This is a genomic window from Arboricoccus pini, from assembly GCF_900187945.1.
Lineage (GTDB): Bacteria > Pseudomonadota > Alphaproteobacteria > Geminicoccales > Geminicoccaceae > Arboricoccus > Arboricoccus pini.
In genome coordinates this window covers 18101-37496 of sequence record NZ_FYEH01000014.1, presented here as the reverse complement: position 1 = coordinate 37496, position 19396 = coordinate 18101, and the positions used below count along the sequence as shown (strand labels likewise).

Annotated in this window: 14 protein-coding genes; 4 read left to right on the top strand and 10 right to left on the bottom strand. The window is 63.3% G+C overall.

The window, feature by feature from the left end:
- Nucleotides 1-134: 134 nt before the first annotated feature.
- Nucleotides 135-1805 (top strand): formate--tetrahydrofolate ligase, encoded by a 1671-nt coding sequence (locus CFB17_RS15790; protein WP_207762135.1) that lies wholly within the window; start codon nt 135-137, stop codon nt 1803-1805.
- A 39-nt stretch (nt 1806-1844) separates the two neighbouring features.
- Here CFB17_RS15790 and holA read toward each other — a convergent pair whose 3' ends face one another.
- The 8 genes from holA to CFB17_RS15750 all read right to left on the bottom strand — a co-directional run bounded on the left by holA (nt 1845) and on the right by CFB17_RS15750 (nt 12262).
- The gene (gene holA, locus CFB17_RS15785; protein WP_088562543.1) at nt 1845-2945 is read right to left on the bottom strand and encodes a DNA polymerase III subunit delta; all 1101 of its coding nucleotides are present in this window, start codon (nt 2943-2945) and stop codon (nt 1845-1847) included.
- Between the two features lie 32 nt (nt 2946-2977).
- Nucleotides 2978-3520 carry an LPS assembly lipoprotein LptE gene (gene lptE / locus CFB17_RS15780; RefSeq protein ID WP_088562542.1) on the bottom strand — a complete coding sequence of 181 codons (543 nt, stop codon included), beginning with the start codon at nt 3518-3520 and terminating at the stop codon, nt 2978-2980.
- Nucleotides 3507-6104, bottom strand: coding sequence for a leucine--tRNA ligase (leuS, locus tag CFB17_RS15775; protein ID WP_088562541.1), 2598 nt, complete (start codon nt 6102-6104; stop codon nt 3507-3509). Before leuS ends, lptE begins: the two co-directional genes overlap by 14 nt.
- A 150-nt stretch (nt 6105-6254) precedes the next feature.
- Nucleotides 6255-6851: a DUF3576 domain-containing protein gene (locus tag CFB17_RS15770; protein WP_088562540.1), complete on the bottom strand. Its 597-nt coding sequence runs from the start codon at nt 6849-6851 to the stop codon at nt 6255-6257.
- A 181-nt stretch (nt 6852-7032) separates the two neighbouring features.
- On the bottom strand, nt 7033-7734 hold the full coding sequence (locus tag CFB17_RS15765; protein ID WP_088562539.1) for a hypothetical protein: 702 nt from the start codon (nt 7732-7734) through the stop codon (nt 7033-7035).
- 210 nt (nt 7735-7944) lie between these two features.
- Nucleotides 7945-9090: a porin gene (locus CFB17_RS15760; RefSeq protein WP_165769649.1), complete on the bottom strand. Its 1146-nt coding sequence runs from the start codon at nt 9088-9090 to the stop codon at nt 7945-7947.
- Between the two features lie 315 nt (nt 9091-9405).
- Nucleotides 9406-10599 (bottom strand): porin, encoded by a 1194-nt coding sequence (locus CFB17_RS15755; RefSeq protein WP_088562537.1) that lies wholly within the window; start codon nt 10597-10599, stop codon nt 9406-9408.
- Between the two features lie 475 nt (nt 10600-11074).
- Nucleotides 11075-12262, bottom strand: a complete 1188-nt coding sequence (locus tag CFB17_RS15750; RefSeq protein ID WP_088562536.1) for a JmjC domain-containing protein — start codon at nt 12260-12262, stop codon at nt 11075-11077.
- Nucleotides 12263-12320: 58 nt separating this feature from the next.
- Here CFB17_RS15750 and CFB17_RS15745 point away from each other — a divergent pair, with 58 nt between their 5' ends.
- Nucleotides 12321-13025: a YggS family pyridoxal phosphate-dependent enzyme gene (locus CFB17_RS15745; protein ID WP_088562535.1), complete on the top strand. Its 705-nt coding sequence runs from the start codon at nt 12321-12323 to the stop codon at nt 13023-13025.
- A 511-nt stretch (nt 13026-13536) separates the two neighbouring features.
- Complete coding sequence (locus CFB17_RS15740; protein WP_088562534.1) at nt 13537-13905, top strand: c-type cytochrome; 369 nt, start codon at nt 13537-13539, stop codon at nt 13903-13905.
- Between the two features lie 435 nt (nt 13906-14340).
- Here the strand turns inward: CFB17_RS15740 and CFB17_RS15735 are convergent, their stop codons facing one another.
- Together CFB17_RS15735 and CFB17_RS15730 are read right to left on the bottom strand one after the other, a co-directional pair.
- Entirely contained in the window at nt 14341-14616 is a 276-nt protein-coding gene (locus CFB17_RS15735) for a S4 domain-containing protein (RefSeq protein WP_088562533.1), read from the bottom strand.
- The gene (locus CFB17_RS15730; protein ID WP_133063932.1) at nt 14613-17150 is read right to left on the bottom strand and encodes a helicase-related protein; all 2538 of its coding nucleotides are present in this window, start codon (nt 17148-17150) and stop codon (nt 14613-14615) included. The genes CFB17_RS15735 and CFB17_RS15730 overlap by 4 nt, the downstream gene beginning before the upstream one ends.
- Before the next feature lie 228 nt (nt 17151-17378).
- Between CFB17_RS15730 and htpG the strand changes: the two genes are divergently transcribed.
- Complete coding sequence (gene htpG / locus CFB17_RS15725) at nt 17379-19370, top strand: molecular chaperone HtpG (RefSeq protein WP_243389915.1); 1992 nt, start codon at nt 17379-17381, stop codon at nt 19368-19370.
- The last annotated feature ends 26 nt before the right edge of the window (nt 19371-19396 follow it).

Sequence of the window (19396 nt, the reverse complement as noted above, 5' to 3'; positions counted from 1 at the left end):
ATGTCCTGCAATGGATAGGGCCGACGGGCCCCGTCCGCAGCACCAAGGTGCACCCAGGCAGCCCGGCTGTGAAGCCGCCGGCGACATGTGGCTAGCGGCGGGGGACCACGGCAGAAATCTTGGAAGAACGGTATATAATGAGCGATATCGAGATCGCCCGCGCCGCTAAGTTGCGGCCCATCGAGGACATTGCCCGGCAACTGGCGATCCCGGCCGATCTCCTTTTCCCATATGGGCGCTTCGTGGCCAAGGTCGACACGGGCTTTTTGGCCCGGGAGGATCGAGCGGACGGCAATCTCGTCCTCGTGACGGCGATCAATCCCACGCCGGCGGGTGAAGGCAAGACGACGACGACGGTAGGGCTGGGTGACGCGCTCAACCTGATTGGCGAGCCGACGGTCATGTGCCTGCGCGAACCCTCGCTCGGGCCCTGCTTCGGCCTGAAGGGCGGTGCCGCCGGCGGCGGCTATGCCCAGGTTGTGCCGATGGAGCAGATCAATCTCCATTTCACCGGAGATTTTCACGCGATCACGAGCGCGCATAACCTCCTGGCGGCGATGATCGATAATCACGTCTACTGGGGCAACGAAAAGGACATTGATACCCGCCGGATCACCTGGCGCCGGGTCATCGACATGAACGACCGATCGCTCCGCTGGATCGTCGGCGGTCTGGGTGGTGCTGCCAACGGCTTTCCTCGGGAGGACGGGTTCGACATCACCGTCGCTTCGGAGGTCATGGCCGCCTTCTGCCTCGCCCGCAATCTGGCCGACCTTGAAGCCAGGCTCGGGCGGATCATCGTCGCCTATGATCGCGACCGGCAGGCGATCACCGCCAAGGATCTTCAGGCGGAGGGGGCCATGGCCGTTCTCTTGAAGGACGCCCTGATGCCCAACCTCGTCCAGACCCTGGAGGGCAACCCAGCCTTCGTGCATGGCGGCCCGTTCGCCAATATCGCGCATGGCTGCAACTCGGTCGTGGCGACGCAAGCGGCTTTGAAGCTTAGCCGCTTCGTCGTCACCGAGGCCGGCTTCGGCGCCGATCTCGGCGCTGAGAAATTCTTCGACATCAAGTGTCGCAAAAGCGGCCTTGCTCCCAAGGCCTGCGTCATCGTGGCGACGATCCGGGCTCTCAAGAGCCATGGGGGTGTCGCCAAGGAAGCGCTCAATACCGAGAACCTCGCCGCCCTTGAGGCAGGCATGGCCAATCTCAGGCGTCACATCGAGAATGTCCGCCGCTTCGGCGTGCCGCCCATCGTGGCAATCAATCACTTCGCCGCCGACACGGAGGCCGAGATCGCTTTTGTGCAGCGTTACTGCCAGGAACAACTGGACGTGGAAGCCGTCCTTTGCCGGCACTGGGCGCTGGGCGGCGCCGGTGCCGTCGACCTGGCCCGCGCCGTCAAGCGCCTGGTCGATGTGGGCGAGGCCAAGTTCGAACTCCTCTATCCGGACGAGATGCCGCTTGAGGAAAAGATCCGCACCATCGCCCGTTCCATCTATGGAGCGAGCGACGTCGCCTTCGACGGCAAGGCGGCCAAGCGCCTGCATGAGCTGACGAGCGAAGGCTTTGGCCATCTGCCGATCTGCATGGCCAAGACGCAATACAGCTTCGCCGCCGATCCCAGCCTGAGAGGCGCACCCAAAGACCATGTGGTCCCCGTGCGCGACATTCGCCTGGCCGCAGGTGCGGAATTCGTCGTCGCGATCTGCGGCGATGTCATGACCATGCCGGGCCTCCCCCGCCATCCGGCGGCCGAGCGCATCCGCATCAATGCCGATGGGTTGATCGATGGCCTTTTTTAACGCCGATTCAGGCGCGGGCCAGCCGCGCGAAGAGACGCATCAGGTCCGACGCTGAGGCGAAAGCGCCGCTTCCGAGGCAATCTGGCCCAAGGCCTGGCGGCAGACCAGAAGATCCGGCAGGCCCGTGCTCTTGCAGTTGATCTCGGCGGCCTGGAGCGCACCAAGCCAGACGAGCAGTCGTGCTTGTGCGTGACGTGCCAGGATGGCGCGATAGCGGTCCCGGACGGAGAAATGCAAAGGGGGCCGCCTTGCCGCCACCAGCTTGTCCAGCGGGACGCCCGCCTCATGCTGGCCGCGCTGCCGGACGAGATCCAAGAGGAAGCGCAGCACCGCGCGCAGGATGGCAACGGGCGCCTCGCCTTCGCCCAGCAGACGATCGAGAGCCTGGGTCATACGCCGCCCGTCGCCGAGAAAGGCCGCGTAAGTGACGTCGTCCATGCCGATCGCGGCATTATCGCCCGTCGCGTCCTGCGCCTCACGCAGGCTGAGCGGGCTAGGATCGCCGGCCTTCATCAAGGCCAGCTTCTCGACTTCCTGCCGCGTAACGCCACGATCGGCCCCCAGTCGCTGCTGCAGATAGGCAAGGGCGTCCGGCGCGGCCCGCAAATCATTCTCTGCCAGAAGCGCGCGCAGCGTCTGGCCGGCCTCACGCTCGCTGTCACGGTAACAGGGCAAGACCGCCATGCGCCCATTGGCCTCAGCCAGCTTGCGCAGGCTCGAGCCGGGCCCGAGGTCGCCCGCCTCGATGATCACGAAGGCCTCAACGCTCGGCAGTTCCAAGAGTATGTCCAGCGCCTTGCGGACCACATCCGTCGCCTGACGGACCCGCACGAGACGGCGGCCGCCCATCAGGCAAAGCGCCTGCGCCTCCTCCGCCAGACGTTCCGGCGTCACCCGCAGCGGTTCCGCGTCGAGATCGCTGACCCTGAAAGGATCGCTCAGATCCGGGCACACAGTCTGGCCCAGCACCCGTCCGCGCTCGCTCACCAGGCCCTGATCGGGCCCATAAAGCAGCACGATGTCGCGAGAGGGCGACTTCAGGAAGGCAGGAGCGGTCTTGTAGTCGATCTTCAAGATGCGGACCGCCTTGGCATGCGAGATCGTGTGCCGCCTGACCCGATGGGTCGGCCCAGCCGGCACCGGGGAACGTCGTGGCCGCCCGGCAACGGCCTCTAGGAGCGCAGGCCGCTGAAATAAAGGGCCAGCCGGTTACGAATGTCGAGAGCGATCTCCTTGATCGCCCTTCGCTCCGCATCCTCGGCGGCGACCGCCGTCGCGTAGGGCGCGCGCACCACGTTGTAGGAGGCCACTTCGCGCACAGCCGATTGGTAGACGATCGCCTGATCGCTCATCCGGCGGAGCTGAAAGCTTGCCAGCAGGATCAGATCATAGCGGGTGATCGTCGCGTTGAGCTGGATCGCCAGGGGATTCTCGTAGCGCTGGGTCTCAAAATACAACGCGTATTCCGGCGGCCCCTGAGCTTGTCCATTCGGATTGAGCATCGTCAAGAGCTGGTTACGCAGGGCCTGCCCCATGCGCGTCTGCTCGATCTTGACATCGACTGTCGGCAAGGTCCCGCTGAAGGCGCCCTCGCCGCCCGGCGCATACATCGGCCGCAGGTTGCAGCCCGCCAGGCCCAGCGCGGCCAGACCCAGGGCTGTCCCGCCGCGCGAGAGAAGCCGACGCCGCGTGTCGCCCGGCTCAGACGACGACATTGACGATCTTGTCCGGCACGATGATCACCTTTCTTGGCGCCTTGCCTTCCATGGCGCGCTGGACGTTGGCTTCGGCCAGTGCCTGACCTTCGAGCACGGCGTTGCTGCTTCCCTTGGGCACCCTGATCTCGGCCCGCCGCTTGCCGTTGACCTGGATGGCGATGACGACTTCGTCTTCGACAGTAAAGCGCGGGTCGGCCTTCGGCCATGGCTCGTCGGCCAGAAGCGTCTCGTGGCCGAGATGCCGCCACAATTCGTGGGCGAGATGCGGGATCAGCGGCTCAAGCATGCGGACGAGCCGCTCCAGCACCTCGCGCTGCAGGGCACCGTTGGTCCCGGCATAGGCCTCGATGCCGTTGGAAAACTCGCGAAGCAGGGCCACCGCCTTGTTGAAGTGGAAACGGTCGAGCTCGACCGTCACATTAGCGATCGACCGGTGCAATAGGCGCTTTAATTCCAGATCGGCGCCATCACTCAACTCCTGGGGTACCCCCGCGCCCACAGGCGCCAAAGCCGGGACACGCTCGGTGACCAGTCGCCACAGCCGATTGATATAGCGCCAGGCGCCATCGATACCGGCCTCGGTCCATTCGAGATCGCGTTCGGGCGGGCTATCGGAGAGCATGAAAAGCCGTGCCGTATCGGCACCATAGCCGCCGATGATCTCGGTTGGATCGACGGTATTGAGCTTGGACTTGCTCATTTTCTCAACCCGACCGACCTCAACCGGCCGGTGGCCATCTAGCGTGACCCAGGCACCCGTGTCGTCCTTCATCACCTGCCTGGGTTCGAGCCAGTCGCCAGCCTCGTCCTTGAAGGTCTGGTGATTGATCATGCCCTGGGTAAAGAGACCGGCGAAGGGCTCATCAAGATCGAGATAGCCGCAAGCGCTCATCGCCCGGGTGAAAAAGCGCGAATAAAGCAGATGCAGGACGGCATGCTCGACGCCGCCAATATACTGGTCGACCGGCAGCCAATAGGCGGCAGCCTCGCGCGTGAACGGCTCGGTCTCGGCTTCCGGCGAACAAAAGCGGGCGAAATACCAGGAACTCTCGACGAAGGTGTCGAACGTATCGGTCTCACGCTCCGCTGGCCCCCCGCAGGTGGGACATGTCACATGCTTCCAGGTCGGATGACGGGCGAGCGGGTTGCCCACGCCCGTGATCTCGACATCGTCCGGCAGCGTAACTGGCAACTGGTCCTTTGGCACGGGCACTACGCCACAGGAGGCGCAATGGATCATCGGCACCGGGCAGCCCCAATAACGCTGCCTTGAAACACCCCAGTCACGCAGGCGCCATGTGATCTCGCTACTCCCCGCCTCCCGCTCTGTGAGGGCGGCGATGGCCCGAGTCTTGCCGGTCGTCACGTCGAGCCCGTCGAGAAACGCCGAGTGGAAAAGCGTGCCGTCGCCGGTATAGGCTTCTTTACCAATGCTGAAACCGGCCGGATCGGCATCTGGCGGCAGGACGACCGGGATAACCGGCAAGTCATACTTACGAGCGAAATCGAGATCGCGTTGATCATGCGCCGGGCAGCCGAAGACTGCCCCGGTGCCATAATCGGAGAGGACGAAATTCGCGACGTAGACCGGGACCGTGCGAGCTGGATCGAGGGGATGGCGGCAGACCAGTCCCGTGGCGAAGCCCAGCTTCTCGCCGGCCTCCAGGTCGACGGCACTCGTGCCGCCCTTCAGACACTCGGCGATAAAGGCCGCCAGCGCCGGCTCTCCCTTGGCGAGTTCGACACTGAGCGGATGGTCGGGGGCGAGCGCGATGAACGAGGCACCGAAGAGCGTATCGGGCCGCGTGGTGAAGATCTCGAGGCGCTCGTTACGGCCCTCGACGGGGAAAAAGACCCGGGCTCCCTCCGAGCGCCCGATCCAGTTACGCTGCATGAGGCGCACTTTGTCGGGCCAGCGCTCCAAGCCGTCGATGGCGCTGAGAAGCTCCTCGGCAAAGGCCGTGATCTTGAAAAACCATTGAGCGAGCTTGCGTCGCTCCACCAGCGCCCCGGAACGCCAGCCACGGCCATCGATCACCTGCTCGTTGGCGAGCACGGTGTGATCGACGGGATCCCAATTGACCCAGCTTTCCTTGCGGTAGACGAGTCCCTTTTCCCACATGTCGATGAACATGGCCTGTTCATGACGATAATAGGCGGGATCGCACGTCGCGATTTCGCGTGACCAGTCGATGGCAAGGCCCATCGTCTTAATCTGCTCGCGCATCTCGGCGATGTTGGCGTAGGTCCAGGTCTTGGGGTGGATGCCACGCTTGACCGCCGCCCCCTCGGCCGGCAACCCGAACGCGTCCCAACCCATGGGGTGAAGCACGTTATAGCCCTGCGCGCGCTTGGTCCGCGCGACCACATCACCCAGCGTATAGTTGCGCACGTGCCCCATGTGGATGCGCCCGGACGGATAGGGAAACATCTCGAGCACGAAATATTTGGGCCGTTCGGGATCGAGCCTGGCCTTGAAGGTCTCCCGTTCTTCCCAAAGACGCTGCCAGCGTGCCTCGGTCTCGCTGAAGGGGTAGCGCCCTGGGGCAGGCGAAGGAGCGGCGGCGGAAGAGGACGACATCGCTTGGATCCGGCTTCATTGACAGCGACGCGGCGCTCGCGCGCCACGAAATAAGCGACCTTCGGCCGACGCGACGCCGCCGCAAGGTCGACGATGACGCGTCGCTGGCGCACCGGTGAGGACGATCGCCGCGCCAGCCAGCGTCCAAGCCTAGGATGGCAGCCCGGAAATCCGCAGTTCGCGTGCCCGGGTCAAGATCTTGTCCTCGATCTGCGTGGCCGTAGCGGGGTCCGAGGGTGCGTCCAGCCAGTCGCCGCGTCCCGTCCGCTGCTGCCGCAGCACCGTTACCTTGACCCCGTCCGCGCGCAGCACGGTGTCACGGATGAGGATCTGCAAACGCAGCCGCTCGTCGGGGCTCTGCGCCGGCTGGTACCAGTCGGTGATGATCAAGCCGCCGAACGGGTCGGCCGAGAGAAGCGGCAGGAAGTCGACCGTCTCCAGGGCCCCGCGCCACAGATAGGCATTGACGCCGATGCCACCACCGCCGCCGCCTTGTTGCGAGTCCGCGTTGCCGTGACGGCTGGCGAGCAGCGAAATGCCATTCGCCCCGGTGATCGTGCCATATTTATCACGATCAGCCTGATCACGCGGACTGTAAGGGGTGAATTCCGGCTGGTCCGGATCGGGCGTGCAGGCAGAAACTGCCAGAACACCGGCCAAAGCCAGAGCAGAAAGACCGTACCGCAATCGATTGCGGCGCGAGGAGATGAGGTGCGCTCCGCCCGCCGAACGCCCGAATTTTCGCATCGTTTCTCTAAACTCTAAGAACTGCCGAACTAGCGAGCGCGAACTATAGCGACGCGAAGGGTTGCCGTGAACCTGATGTTCGGCTTGTCTTTTTTGCCATCGGTCTCAGATGCGGCAAACCGCCGACCTTCATCCATCATGGAATACCCGCCGACGCGCCTCCGCAAGCTGAGCCCGACCATTAGAATTTCAAGCGCACGCCCACACGCCCGACAGCGGACTGATCGGTGTTCTGCTGCGCCGGCGTGAAGCCGAGGTCGCCTTCCAGGCTGAGCCAAGGGCGCGCGGCAAGATCGGTGCTGAAGAGGTAGAACTCTTTGCTGCCGCCCTCATAGACGGACGACTGCTCGCCGATGGCCAGCCTTGAGGTCAGCCGGCCATAGCCAAGTGACGCTCCCGCCATTTCTGCCTGCAGGCCCAGGCCGGACGACTGCAGGAACGTGGCGCCGACGGCCCAGTCGTTCAACTCGACAGCGCCGCCGATCGCCAGGGTCTGGGTCCCCGGGGTGGGATTGGCCGGACTAATTCCCAAGCCTGGCATCGGACCGATATTCATCAGATCGAGCCGCCCCGCTTCGGCCCCCCCCGCCTCCATACTGATACGCAGATTGGGCAGGTCCGTGTCGTCGGCGCCTTGTTGGCGCAAGCTCGCCGACATCGGATCACGTGGCGTAAAGCGCAGGACGAAACGGTCGCTATTGAAACGATTGCCATCCGACAGTTTGGCGTCATCGTTCGCGACCGGCGCGTCGCCACCCGAATTCTGTTCAATGTAGCGACCCTCGACGAGCGAGAGGGCGTGCGCCGACGGGGCTGCCTCCAGGAGAAGGGCTGCTGTCAGCGCCATGTTGGCCAAGATTTTGAAACGAATGTGAGCAGTCATCGTCGAACCACACGCCGACCAAAACGATTAGGGTCGGATGGCGCATTATATAGCACGCAGTGGCGCCAACCCCGAGTGCAGAGCGGTTACAGCGGTGATGAAATTTGCGTGGGCGCCTTGAAGTGGTAGCCGGATGCGCCCTGCGCCCGACAAAGCAAAGGGGCGGCCAATGCGCACCCGCCCCTTCACCAACCGACAAAAGACGACGGATCAGAATGCCAAGCGTACGCCGGCTAGACCCAGAATGCCTTGGTTGTCATCGGTATTGTCGCTGTTGCTGAATGCCGCGACTTCGGTTCCCAACGTGAGGCCGGGCGCAACCGCGAAGGCCAAGCTGTAGATCAACTCCTTCAGCGCCGGGTCGCTGCCATAAGGTGTGCCGCCGCCGACATGCGACGACACTGTCTGGCCGTAGGCAAGCGACATCGTGGCCGGTCCGACCGCATAGGCGGCACCGACGTTGAAGAACTGCTGCTTGGAGCCGGGCGAATAGACGAAGTTGCCTATATAGTTGTCGCTCAGATCGTCGCCGGCGGCGGCCGATACGGGGCGAGCCCCTTTGGTGATGCCATAGCCGCCACCGAGCGTCAGCGGCCCGAAGGTTAGGTCGAGACCGCCATAGATCTGCTGGAGGTCCCGGCTCTCACCGTCGGAATCGGCGAACTTGCCGATGGCACCGGTCACGGCAGCAAGAACCCCGACGCCGCCTAGATCTCCGTTATAGGTGATACCGGACTCGACCAGGTCCTCGACGTTGGCATCACCACGCGTGGTTTTGATGTTCGAGCCGTTGCTGTCTGTGGACGGTGTCAGTCCAACGCCCAACTGAAAGCCACTCATGACCGGCGAGTAATAGACGATCTTAGTGGCGTCGTCGGAGTAGGAGCCATAGACGACCGCACCGGCATCGATCGGGCCGACGCCGTCGAGGCTGCCGGAGAAGGCCCCCAGGGGCGAGACGCCGGTGATCATCTGCTCGACGGGGCCATTCTGGTCGCCGAGGCGGAACTCGCCGAATTTGCCACGGATGAAGACAAAGGCCTCGTCGGCGTTGCTCGTTGTGTTGGTGTCGCCTTCGAGTTCGATATTGGCGCCATATTCAAGGCCGGTCGCCTCATCCTTGCCGCGCACATAGACATAGACCTCAGTGTCATCACGGAAGTCGTAGGTGCCCGCGTGGCGCTCCCCGCCATACTTGTTGTCCAGACTCCCGAAGAACGAATACCAGCGCGCGAAACCGCCGATATTGATGTCGAGCGCCCCAAGCGGCTTGACCTCGGCGGCACGCGTCTCGTTCGCAACACCCATGGCAGCAACGCTGACGAGCATCGTCGTCGCCAGCAGGCCTTTCTTCATGACCACAATGATTCCCTCCTCAAGAGCCACCCCGGGCGAGCGACATCGCCCAGGTTCGATCATCAACGCGGTCGAATCCCTAGCAATTACGCGCGTATCATGAAGCTATAATCATCATTGCCACGGACGGAGGACGCATATCGGCCAGATCGTGTGACATTTACATCGCTTAAATGCCACATCAGCGCCAATGATTACATGATGTTTATGTTGTCTGCGAAAGCGTAACGAATAGCCCCTGGACGGCGGACAAACGAAAAACGGCGGGCCAGATGGCCCGCCGTTCGTCGGCGTCGGAATGAGGAGAGCGAAGGTTTAGAAGGCGAGTTTCACGCCAGCCAGACCGACAACGCCGTCGTTATTGTCGGTGTTGTCGCTATTGTTGAAGTAAATGACTTCGCCACCGACCGAGAGGCCCGGAGCCACACCGACCTCAAGCCCGACATTGACGTATTTGGGTTCGGGGTCCGACCCATCGGGCGTTCCTTCGGACACGTGCGACGAAACGGTCTGACCATAGTTGACCGAAATCGTGGCCGGCCCGAACGTTGCCGCCGCGCCCAAATTGTAGAAGGTCTGCTTCGAGCCGGGATCAGGGATGTAGGCGCCGATATAAGGATAATTGTCGCTGCCGTCGTCGCCTGCTGCCGTCGAAAACGGCCTGGCACCCTTGGTATGCCCGACGCCGCCACCAAACTTGAAGTTGGCGTAGGTCAGGTCGAGACCGCCATAGACGTGTTCGAGGTCTCGGCTGCGATGCTGGCCGTCTAGATCAGCGCTATTGGAGAAACGGCCGACAGCCCCCGTAACCGCGCCCAGAATGCCGAAATCGCCCCACTGATTTGTGTAGCTGATGCCAGGCTCGATGACGTCGGAGACATCCGTGGTGCCGCCATTGGTGACCTTGATGTTCTGGCCGCCGCTGTCGGTGGACGGCGTCAAGCTGAGGCCCAACTGGAAGCCACCCATGACCGGCGAGTAATAAACGACCTTAGTAGCGTCGTCAGTCGTGAAGCCATAGGCCAACGCGCCAGCGTCGATCGGGCCCACGCCGTCGATACCGCCCGAGAGCGTCGCCAACGGCACGGCACCGGTGATCATCTGCTCATTGACGCCGTTCTGGTCGCCGAAGCGGAACTCACCGAACTTGCCGCGAACGAAGACAAAGGCCTCGTCCGAGTTGCTCGTGGTATTGGTGTCGGACTCGAGCTCGACATTACCGCCATACTCGAGGCCGGTCGCCTCGTCCTTGCCGCGGACGTAGACGTAGATCTCGTTGTCGGTCCGGAAGTCATAGGTACCAGCATGCTGATCACCGCCGGACTTATCCTTCAGATTGCCGAAAAACGAATACCAGCGCGAGAAACCGCCGATATTGATGTCGAGCGCGCCAAGCGGCTTGACCTCGGCGGCACGCGCCGCCGGAGCGTCGAGAAAGGCCCCGCCATAGGCGGCAGCACCCGCGAAAGCCAGGGTCGACGTGCGTAGAAGCACCTTCTTCAGGGTCATGTTCGATTCCTCCAATCAGACTTCCGCCGAGGGAGAGGCGCGACCGCAAATCGCGGCACCGCAGGAACCTCGCGTCTGGAGGGATTTCAATGACGAACGCGTCCACGACGCAATCGGCAACAGTCACGATCGTGGCAAATCGAATTAGGCGTTACTTAACGGCCACAGGATTTGGCCGCACCTTCCAAAAAAAAAGCAACGCGAACGCTAGGCCTGCATTTTTTTGAGAGACGCATCTTGATTTTCATACATTACGAACCAAGGGACCCCAAAATGCCAGGCATCGTTATTATAGAACACATATATGCGCCCTTTAGGCAACTCAATTAATGATCATAATATATTGGCAATGAAGTTTTGTTAACTTTAGCTGACGAGGTACCTGCATCAACGCAAAACGCCCCGCTTCCGGGCACGGAAGCGGGGCGCCTGTCGACCTATGCGAAAAGCAAGACCGCCAAAATGGCGGCCAGGATCAGCTATCGAGTGGTCGGATCAGCTTCATGGCCATCATGTCAGAAAGAAACCGGCCGAGCGCCACGTGGTCGTCGGGAAACGCGGTCTCGATCTCCGGCCGCGTGAAGCGCTGACGCTCGAGAGTCCAGCGGAGCGGTTTGACGATGCCGGCGGGCACCTCGACGGCTTCGCGCGTGCCCGCGCGCACGAGACCGAAGCGGCCTTGTTGCTCGATCAACCGCATCCCTTCACTTTGGACGACGAACGTCTCGACCGAGCCCTCGATCAGGGCGGGCAGGTCGTAGGTGTCGCGCGGGTATCGATAGCTTGCCATGAAGCGCTCAATATCGGCCCGCGTCTGCTCGTCGGTGGCCAGCGCCTGCAGCCGCTGGCCGAACTCGGTGAGCCAAGCGCCCAGAGCTGCTTTGTCACCTTGCGGCAAGTTCATGCGGCCCATCGGTTCGAGAACCACCCGCTCGAAAAGATAGCTGAAGACGTCGATGCCGATCGGATAGGTCACACCCATGGCAACATGCGCACAGGCGCCGTCATCTGCCAGCGCATAGTGATATTGGCCGCGCGGGAGATAGAGAAGGTCGCCAGGTTTCAGTCGCACCTCCTTCCAGAGCGCTCCCTTCGCCTTTTCGTGGTGCTCCGCCGTCTGCGACTTGAAGACTTGGTGGGCAATCGGGTTCTCCGCCTTGCCCTCGAAGACCATCCAGGTCTTCTCGCCCATAACATGAACGGCAAACACATCATGCGTGTCGTAATGCACGCGAAAGGCCTGCTTGCGCTTGGAGGAGAGATAAAGATTACCCTGGACCTTGCCCCCGAGCGTCTCCTCCATGGCGCGCGACAGGGCCGACAGTTCGGGAGTCAGCTGGTCAATGTCGTTGGCGACCAGGGTGGCACCGGCCTTGAGAAATTTTTTTACCTTGGCCGGGTCCGGCCTCAGTACTTGGCCGCCGTCACGTCCGACCGCCATGCTCGAGGTCTGGGTGGGCGGAATGGCTTCTTTGTCCAGGACCATGGGCAGGGAAGCCGCCGACCAGATCGTCGTCATGCCCAGCAGGCGATTTAAGACTTCCCAGTTCATGATCTTGGCGAATTTGTCCGCCGCACCTTGCAGATGTAGCGGCTTCTTGCCCAGATAGTCGCGCTTGAATGCGTCCGCCCCGATGGGGCTGAGGAGTGTCTCGAAGTCCATCGTTCTTCCCCAAGGGCCGGGATGCGTTCGGCTCCATCACCGATCAAGGGTTTTTCGCATGCACGCCGGCACCGAACAAGCAGGGGCAGGGCAAAGCCATCTGGCCGCCATCCAGGCGCGCATCGCCGCCGCCGCCGCACGCGCCGGCCGGTCGCCCGCCGACATTACGCTGATCGCGGTCTCGAAAGTGCAGCCGGCCCATCGGATCGAGGCGGTACTGGCGGATGGCCAGCGTGTCTTTGGCGAGAATTACGTGCAGGAGGCAGCCGGTCGCTGGCCGGCCTACCGCGAGATCTATCCGGATCTCGAGATTCACCTGATCGGCGCGCTCCAGTCCAACAAGGCGCTGGATGCGGTCAAGCTGTTTGATGTGATCCAGACACTGGACCGGCCCAAGCTGGCGGCTGCCCTGGCCCGGGCCTTCGAGCGGCTCGGCCTCACCCGTCCCCTCTATGTCGAGGTCAATACCGGCGGCGAGGCGCAAAAAGCCGGCATCCGCCCGGAAGAGCTGGATCCCTTCATCGCCCATTGCCGCCGCGATCTCGGCCTGCCGATCGAGGGCCTCATGGCCATCCCGCCATCCGACGACGACGTCGCCCCGCATACGGCGTTGCTCGGCCGGCTCGCGGCGCGCAACGGCCTTGGCCGTCTCAGCATCGGCATGAGCGCCGATTTCGAGACGGCGATCCGCTTTGGCGCCACCCATGTGCGCATTGGCAGCGCCCTGTTCGGCGAGCGCCAGCCGCGCAAGGCCGAAGCCTAGAAGAAAGCCCCGTCGCGGTAGCCGCCGGCGCGAAGAACAGCTTCAGCACGCCAGAGCAAGCCCGCCTGAAACCACCTTGCCTTGCCACGCGGCAATCGGCCTGGTGTTGCCGAAGCGATGTCATTTCCGTGCAGCTTCGTCCGCTGCTGCCTGGCGGTCCTTTGCCTGCGAGATCGAGGCCGACCATGGGCGATGGCGCCGAGGACACGGGCGTAGGTGCCGGCTCGTCTTCACAATCTTGCGACCGGCAAGGATGGCGACGAGCGCGTCGCCTGCGCGATAGGGAAACACCGAAGCCAGCCGGCCAACCAGGCCACGTGGGCGAAGAGCGCATTCTTGGATGCCTTGGTGACAAGCCGGGGCGACAATATCGAGCACCGGGCCTTTCGTCGCAGGTGCTTATCTTTGAACTGGATTAGAACGAGAGTATCTAAGGCCAGCTCGTGAGCGAGGGCAGGCAGCGGAAATCGGTGCCTCGGATGCGGGCACTGAAACGCAAATTGGAGGTGTAATGATAAGGTCGATATTCCTGGCTGCATCGCTGACAGTGGGTCTCGTCGGCATTGCCCACGCCGATGGCGATCCCGCAAAGGGCGAAAAAGTCTTCGCTCGCTGCAAGGCTTGCCATAACGCCGACAGCGACCAGAACAAGATTGGCCCGCATCTTTCGGGCGTGGTCGGCCGGAAGGCCGGCAGCGTGGCTGATTTCGACTATTCGGACGCGATGAAGAATTCCGGTCTGACCTGGGACGAGGCTACGCTCACCAAGTACCTCAAGGACCCCAAGGGGGTCGTTCCCAACAACAAGATGGCGTTCACCGGCCTGAAGAAGGACGACGAGATCGCCAACGTCATCGCCTACCTGAAGACGAAGTCCTGACCGCCTGACGGTTTTTCCTTTGCGCAAGGCCGGCCTCGTTGCCGGCCTTGCCATTTCCAAGGCCCATGGCGAAGGCTCGGCATCGGCCTAGGGCTTGCCAGCACGCGAACGACGGGAGCCAGCCACCCTGCTCGACGCCTCCGGTTTGTCTTCTTGGATGTGACGTCGAAGCGTTCGTCAGATAGGCTTTAGAACATGCAGCCCGCCTCGACCGACGGAGGACTGCACGCCGTTGCGGCGCAAAAGAGCCGTAGCGACGAGGGAAACGCTCGTCCCCGACCCTTTCCCCTCATCCCGCTCCCGATCGCCGCTCTCACTATCCGCGGCAGATGCCCGTCGGCAATGGGATGCAACGAAGCATCGAGCCCAGGTCATCGGTTGCCTCCGAAAGGACGGCCGGGCGGCCTATCGTGTCGTCTGCGGCGAGGCCGCCCGTCAGGCCGTTTCGACGGCCAGTGTCTCGTAGAGTTCGACGGCGTCGGTAGCGCTGCCGCGCCTGAGACCCAGGCCACGCACCCGCATCACCCGGATGGCGGAGGGATCGTTCAGGACGACGACGTCGCCCAGACGCAGCCGGTGATGAAGTTTCGTTGCCAATTGTCCGTTGATCCGAACCTTCCGCTCCTGGATCAGCGCTGCTGCCTTGTCGCGCGAGCGCGCGAATCGGGCATGCCATAGCCATTTGTCCAGCCGCAGCTCGGATGCGTTCATGAAGCCCCCTTCAATGTGGCGAGGAGTGCGAAAGGTGAATGGACGCTCACCGTTTGCCCCTTGTCCTGGGGCCGGGCCGAGCGCTCCTTCTGACGCGGGCTGGCGCAATAGGCCGGCAGCGCGTGTTCAGTGGATTGATCCGGGCGCTGCGCGTCCTGCGAGGCGACACGCCGGTAACCCAGTTGTTCGATGATCGCCGCGAGCTCCGCCCGTGTAACGCCGGCCTCTCCGGCAAGATCGAGCGGCAGGGCGAAGACGCGATGCTGGCGGGCAAGGCGTCGAAGGCCGGCCGACAGGCGCTCGATCACGTCTTGACGCACCATGAAACCGCCGAAGCTCATGAAACCCAGCTTTTGCGCCAGGTCCGGTGCTACCGCCTCGCGCACGGAAGTGCGGCCGGCCGGTGGGATGGCCAACGGCCGCTTCTCGGCGATGCGCAGCAATCGCGTTCGGGCCTCGATGGCAGCGGGTTTCAAAAGGGCCGGCACATAAAGATTGGACAGGCCGAAGCGCACACCCAGGCGCTTGAGTATTCGATGGTCCTCGCTGTCGAACTGGCGGACCAAAGCTGCCACTATCGACCGCTCGACGCTGCCAAGGCCTTCCACCAGGGAAAAGGCCACACCGCGTGCCGAGCCGCTGATGGTCTCGCTCCGGGCCGCGGCGTCCAGCGCGTCCAGCGGCTCGAGACGGGCGGTCAGCCAGTCATCCAGCCAGCGGCCGAGCCGCTTCTCGACGATGGCGACGGAGCGGGGCGAAAATTCCTCGCCGGCGATGAGCCGGATTTGCGGGCGGCGCGGATGGCTGCCATGGCAAAGCCTGGCGATGGGGCTGCCCTGCCAGACAATGCGATCCGCTTCGTCAAGCGTCAGCGCCGCATCGGCGGCATCGCGGATGGCTTCGGCACGACGGATCAGCTCGGGCTCGATCGCCTTCCGCGCCGCCGCCGAGAGGACCTTGCGACCGAGATCGGTCTCGCTGGCGGCCAGCGTGAAACGCAGGCCCTCCAGCCGGCCGACCGTATGGCCGTCCACCGTCACCTGGCCTTCGTCCTCGATGGCGCTGGCCACCAGCCCCTGCTCGCGCATGCCCTTCATGAGGGCTGCCGCGCGCCGATCGACGAAACGCTGCGTCAGACGCTCATGCAGAGCGTCCGAGAGCCGGTCCTCGACGGCATGGGCGATGCCTTGCCAGTGCGGCGCGTCGATCAGCCAGTCGGCGCGGTGTGCCAGATAGGTCCAGGTACGAATATGGGCCAGACGCTGCACCAGCGTGTCGATGTCGCCCGCGACCTGATCCAGCCTGGCGATCATCTTGCCGACCCATTCATTGGGCAGTGTGCCGCGCGAGCCGGCCAGATGCCGATAGACGGTGCTCAGGAGGTGCAGATGAGCGTCCGTCAGCATCTTGCGGAAATCGGGGATCTGGCAGACCTGCCAGAGAAGCTGCACCCGTTCGCGGCCCTGCGCCAAGCTGCGGATCTCGGGCCGCTGAGCCAGGAGGGCCAAGGATCGATCGTCCAGCGCGTCGCGGACCTTGATCAGGCCTGGGTGGCGAGGCGGCGCATCAAGGCTATGACGCAGTTTCTCGATGCTGTTGAAGTCAAGGAAGCTATTGCGCCAGCGTAGCGCCTTCAAGGACGTGAACTGGTGCGTCTCGACCGCCTCGACGAGATGTTCGTCCAGAGGCTCGCAGCCATTCGTTGTGCCGAACGTGCCATCGGCCATGTGTCGCCCGGCACGGCCGGCGATCTGCGCGACCTCGGGCGGCGTCAGCTTGCGCTGGTGGCGCCCATCGAATTTGTGCACGCCTGCGAGGGCTACGTGGGCGAGGTCCATGTTGAGACCCATACCGATCGCATCGGTGGCGATGAGATGGTCGACCTCGCCCGATTGAAAGAGGGCAACCTGCGCGTTGCGCGTGCGCGGGCTGAGCGCACCCAGGACGACGGCGGCCCCGCCCTTCTGCCGCCGGACGATCTCGCCAAGCGTGTAGACGTCGGCCGTCGAGAAGGCGACGACGGCACTCCGGCGCGGCAGACGATTGAGCTTGGCATGGCCCGCATAGGAGAGGGTCGAGAAACGCGGCCGGGTGATGATCTCGGCTGAAGGGATGAGGCGTTTGAGCGCCTGGCGGATCGTGTCCGAGCCCAGGAACATCGTCTCATGATAGCCCCGCGCGTGCAGAAGGCGATCGGTGAAGACGTGGCCGCGCTCGAAATCGGCACAGAGCTGGATCTCGTCGACCCCGAGGAATGCAACCTGCCGTTGCATCGGCATTGCCTCGACCGTGGCGATCGTGTAGGCGGCCTGGTCGCTGCCGAGCTTTTCCTCGCCGGTGCGCAGCGCGACGGCCGCCGCACCTTTGAGGGCCACCACGCGGTCATAGACCTCGCGGGCCAGAAGCCGGAGGGGGAAGCCGATCATCCCGCTCTCGTGAGCGAGCATGCGTTCGACGGCGAAGTGGGTCTTGCCGGTGTTGGTGGGCCCCAACACCGCGAGGATACGACCGGCAGTCGCGACCTCTTTTTTCATGTCATCGATCTTGGCGCATTCGCGCCCGAAAGCAAGCCACAAATGCCGCCTTGCCGGACGATCCACACAAAATATGGCAGGTGGGAGGAAAGATCACACCAGCTTTAGTCAGTGTTCTGTCAAAAACCACGCGAATTGCATCCTTGGTTGCAGCTTTGGCCGCCGATACCCATCTGCGGTGCATCCAAGAACACGATGTCAGATTCAAGAAGGAGCAGCGGGCAGACGATGGGCGAGACGATGGAGAATGTGAACGAGGCCCCGGCAGCCTCGACCCAGCCCTTCACAGCCGAGGTCGGCAGGGTACTCGAGATCGTCATCAACTCGCTCTACAAGGAGCGGGAGATCTTCCTGCGAGAGCTGATCTCGAACGCCTCGGACGCATGCGACAAGCTGCGCTACGAGGCGATCGCCGAGCCCTCGCTGTTGGCGGGCGACGCCGAGCTCAAGATCACGATCGCACCCGATGCCAAGGCCGGCACGATCGCGATCACCGATACCGGCATCGGCATGGACCGGCAGGACCTGATCGACAATCTGGGCACGATCGCCCGCTCCGGCACGGCGCGCTTCCTCGAAGCGGCGGGCCAGGCCGGCAAGGCGGATCTCCGGCTGATCGGTCAGTTCGGCGTCGGCTTCTACGCGGCCTTCATGGTGGCCGACAAGGTCAGCGTCACGACCCGCAAGGCGGGCACGACGACGGGCCATCTTTGGGAGTCGGACGGCAAGACCGGCTACACGATCAGCCCGCTCGAGACCGAGGTGCCGCGCGGCACGCGGATCGTCCTTCACCTGAAGGAGGATGCCAAGGAATTCCTCGACAGCTGGAAGATCCGCGGCATCATCCGCACCTATTCCGATCACATCGCCGTGCCCATCCTGCTCGAGGAGCAGAAGGAGAGCAAGGAAGAGCCGAGCGAGACGGAAAAAGGCCCCGAGCAGATCAACGAGGGCTCCGCACTTTGGACCCGGCCGCGCTCGGAGATCAGCGAGGAGCAGTATCGCGAGTTCTACCATCATGTGGCGCACAGCTTCGACGAGCCGTTCGCCCGCGTCCATTTCACCGCCGAGGGCACGCTCGCCTATACCGGCCTGCTCTTCGTGCCGAGCCAGAAACCGTTCGACCTCTACGATCCCAAGCGCCGGCATGGCGTGAAGCTCTATGTCAAGCGCGTCTTCATCACTGACGACCTAGCAGAGCTGCTGCCCCGCTATCTGCGCTTCGTCTCCGGCATCGTCGACAGCGAGGATCTGCAGCTGAATGTCAGCCGCGAGACCCTCCAGCATGGCCCGGTCGTCACCCGCATGCGGAAAGTGCTGACCAAGCGCGTCATCGACGAGTTAGGCAAGAAAGCCGCGCTGACGGCGAGTGAGAACGCGGCGACGCCGACCGAGGGCGAGGAGAAGGCGGAGCAGACTGAAACCGTCAGCTACGAGAGCTGGTGGACCGATTTCGGCGCCATTCTCAAAGAAGGCCTCTACGAGGACCAGGAGAACCGCAAGAAGCTTTTGGAACTGGCGCGCTTCAAGAGCACGCATGGAAGCGGCCTGACGACCCTCGAGCAATACGTGCAGAGGATGAAGGAGGGCCAAGAGAGCATCTTCTATATCAGTGGCGAGAGCGCCGAGGCGCTGCGCACGCATCCGCAACTGGAAGAGGCCAACGCCAAGGGCGTCGAGGTCCTGCTCATGGACGATCCGGTTGACGAGTTCTGGCTGGGCGAGGTTAACGAGTATGAAGGCAAGAGCTTCAAGTCGCTGACCAAGGGTGAAGCCGACCTTTCCAAGGTGGCCGAGTCCGAACCTGAGAAAAAAGAGGAGGAGGCCACCCCCGGCGAGGATTTGGACCGCCTGGTAGCTCGGCTCAAGCTTGGACTGGGCGAGGCCGTCAAGGATGTCCGTATCTCCAAGCGCCTGCGCGACAGCGCCGTCTGCCTCGTGGCCGAGGAACACGGGCTGGACATGCGCCTCGAGCGCCTCTTGAAGCAGCATCGCGAGCTTGGCGCGCTCGGCGGCCGCATCCTCGAGATCAATCCCCGCCATGATCTCGTCCGCCGCATGGCCGAGCTGGCCAAGGACGAGGCCCGCCAGGCGGAGCTCGACGAACTGGGCAAACTCCTTCTCGACCAGGCGCGCATCATCGAGGGCGAGCCCATCCCCGACGTCGGCGCATTCTCTCGCCGCATGAGCACCTACCTGGCGCGCGGTCTAGCCGCCTGAACCAAGCCGCCTTCAGGCCGGCGATG

Bases quoted from the DNA above. Each gene is read 5' to 3' on its own strand.
- lptE (WP_088562542.1), bottom strand. From the start codon at position 3,520: ATGTCGTCGTCTGAGCCGGGCGACACGCGGCGTCGGCTTCTCTCGCGC.
- leuS (WP_088562541.1), bottom strand. From the start codon at position 6,104: ATGTCGTCCTCTTCCGCCGCCGCTCCTTCGCCTGCCCCAGGGCGCTAC.
- CFB17_RS15770 (WP_088562540.1), bottom strand. From the start codon at position 6,851: ATGCGAAAATTCGGGCGTTCGGCGGGCGGAGCGCACCTCATCTCCTCG.
- CFB17_RS15765 (WP_088562539.1), bottom strand. From the start codon at position 7,734: ATGACTGCTCACATTCGTTTCAAAATCTTGGCCAACATGGCGCTGACA.
- CFB17_RS15760 (WP_165769649.1), bottom strand. From the start codon at position 9,090: ATGAAGAAAGGCCTGCTGGCGACGACGATGCTCGTCAGCGTTGCTGCC.
- CFB17_RS15755 (WP_088562537.1), bottom strand. From the start codon at position 10,599: ATGACCCTGAAGAAGGTGCTTCTACGCACGTCGACCCTGGCTTTCGCG.
- CFB17_RS15750 (WP_088562536.1), bottom strand. From the start codon at position 12,262: ATGGACTTCGAGACACTCCTCAGCCCCATCGGGGCGGACGCATTCAAG.
- CFB17_RS15745 (WP_088562535.1), top strand. From the start codon at position 12,321: ATGCACGCCGGCACCGAACAAGCAGGGGCAGGGCAAAGCCATCTGGCC.
- CFB17_RS15740 (WP_088562534.1), top strand. From the start codon at position 13,537: ATGATAAGGTCGATATTCCTGGCTGCATCGCTGACAGTGGGTCTCGTC.
- CFB17_RS15735 (WP_088562533.1), bottom strand. From the start codon at position 14,616: ATGAACGCATCCGAGCTGCGGCTGGACAAATGGCTATGGCATGCCCGA.
- CFB17_RS15730 (WP_133063932.1), bottom strand. From the start codon at position 17,150: ATGAAAAAAGAGGTCGCGACTGCCGGTCGTATCCTCGCGGTGTTGGGG.
- htpG (WP_243389915.1), top strand. From the start codon at position 17,379: ATGGGCGAGACGATGGAGAATGTGAACGAGGCCCCGGCAGCCTCGACC.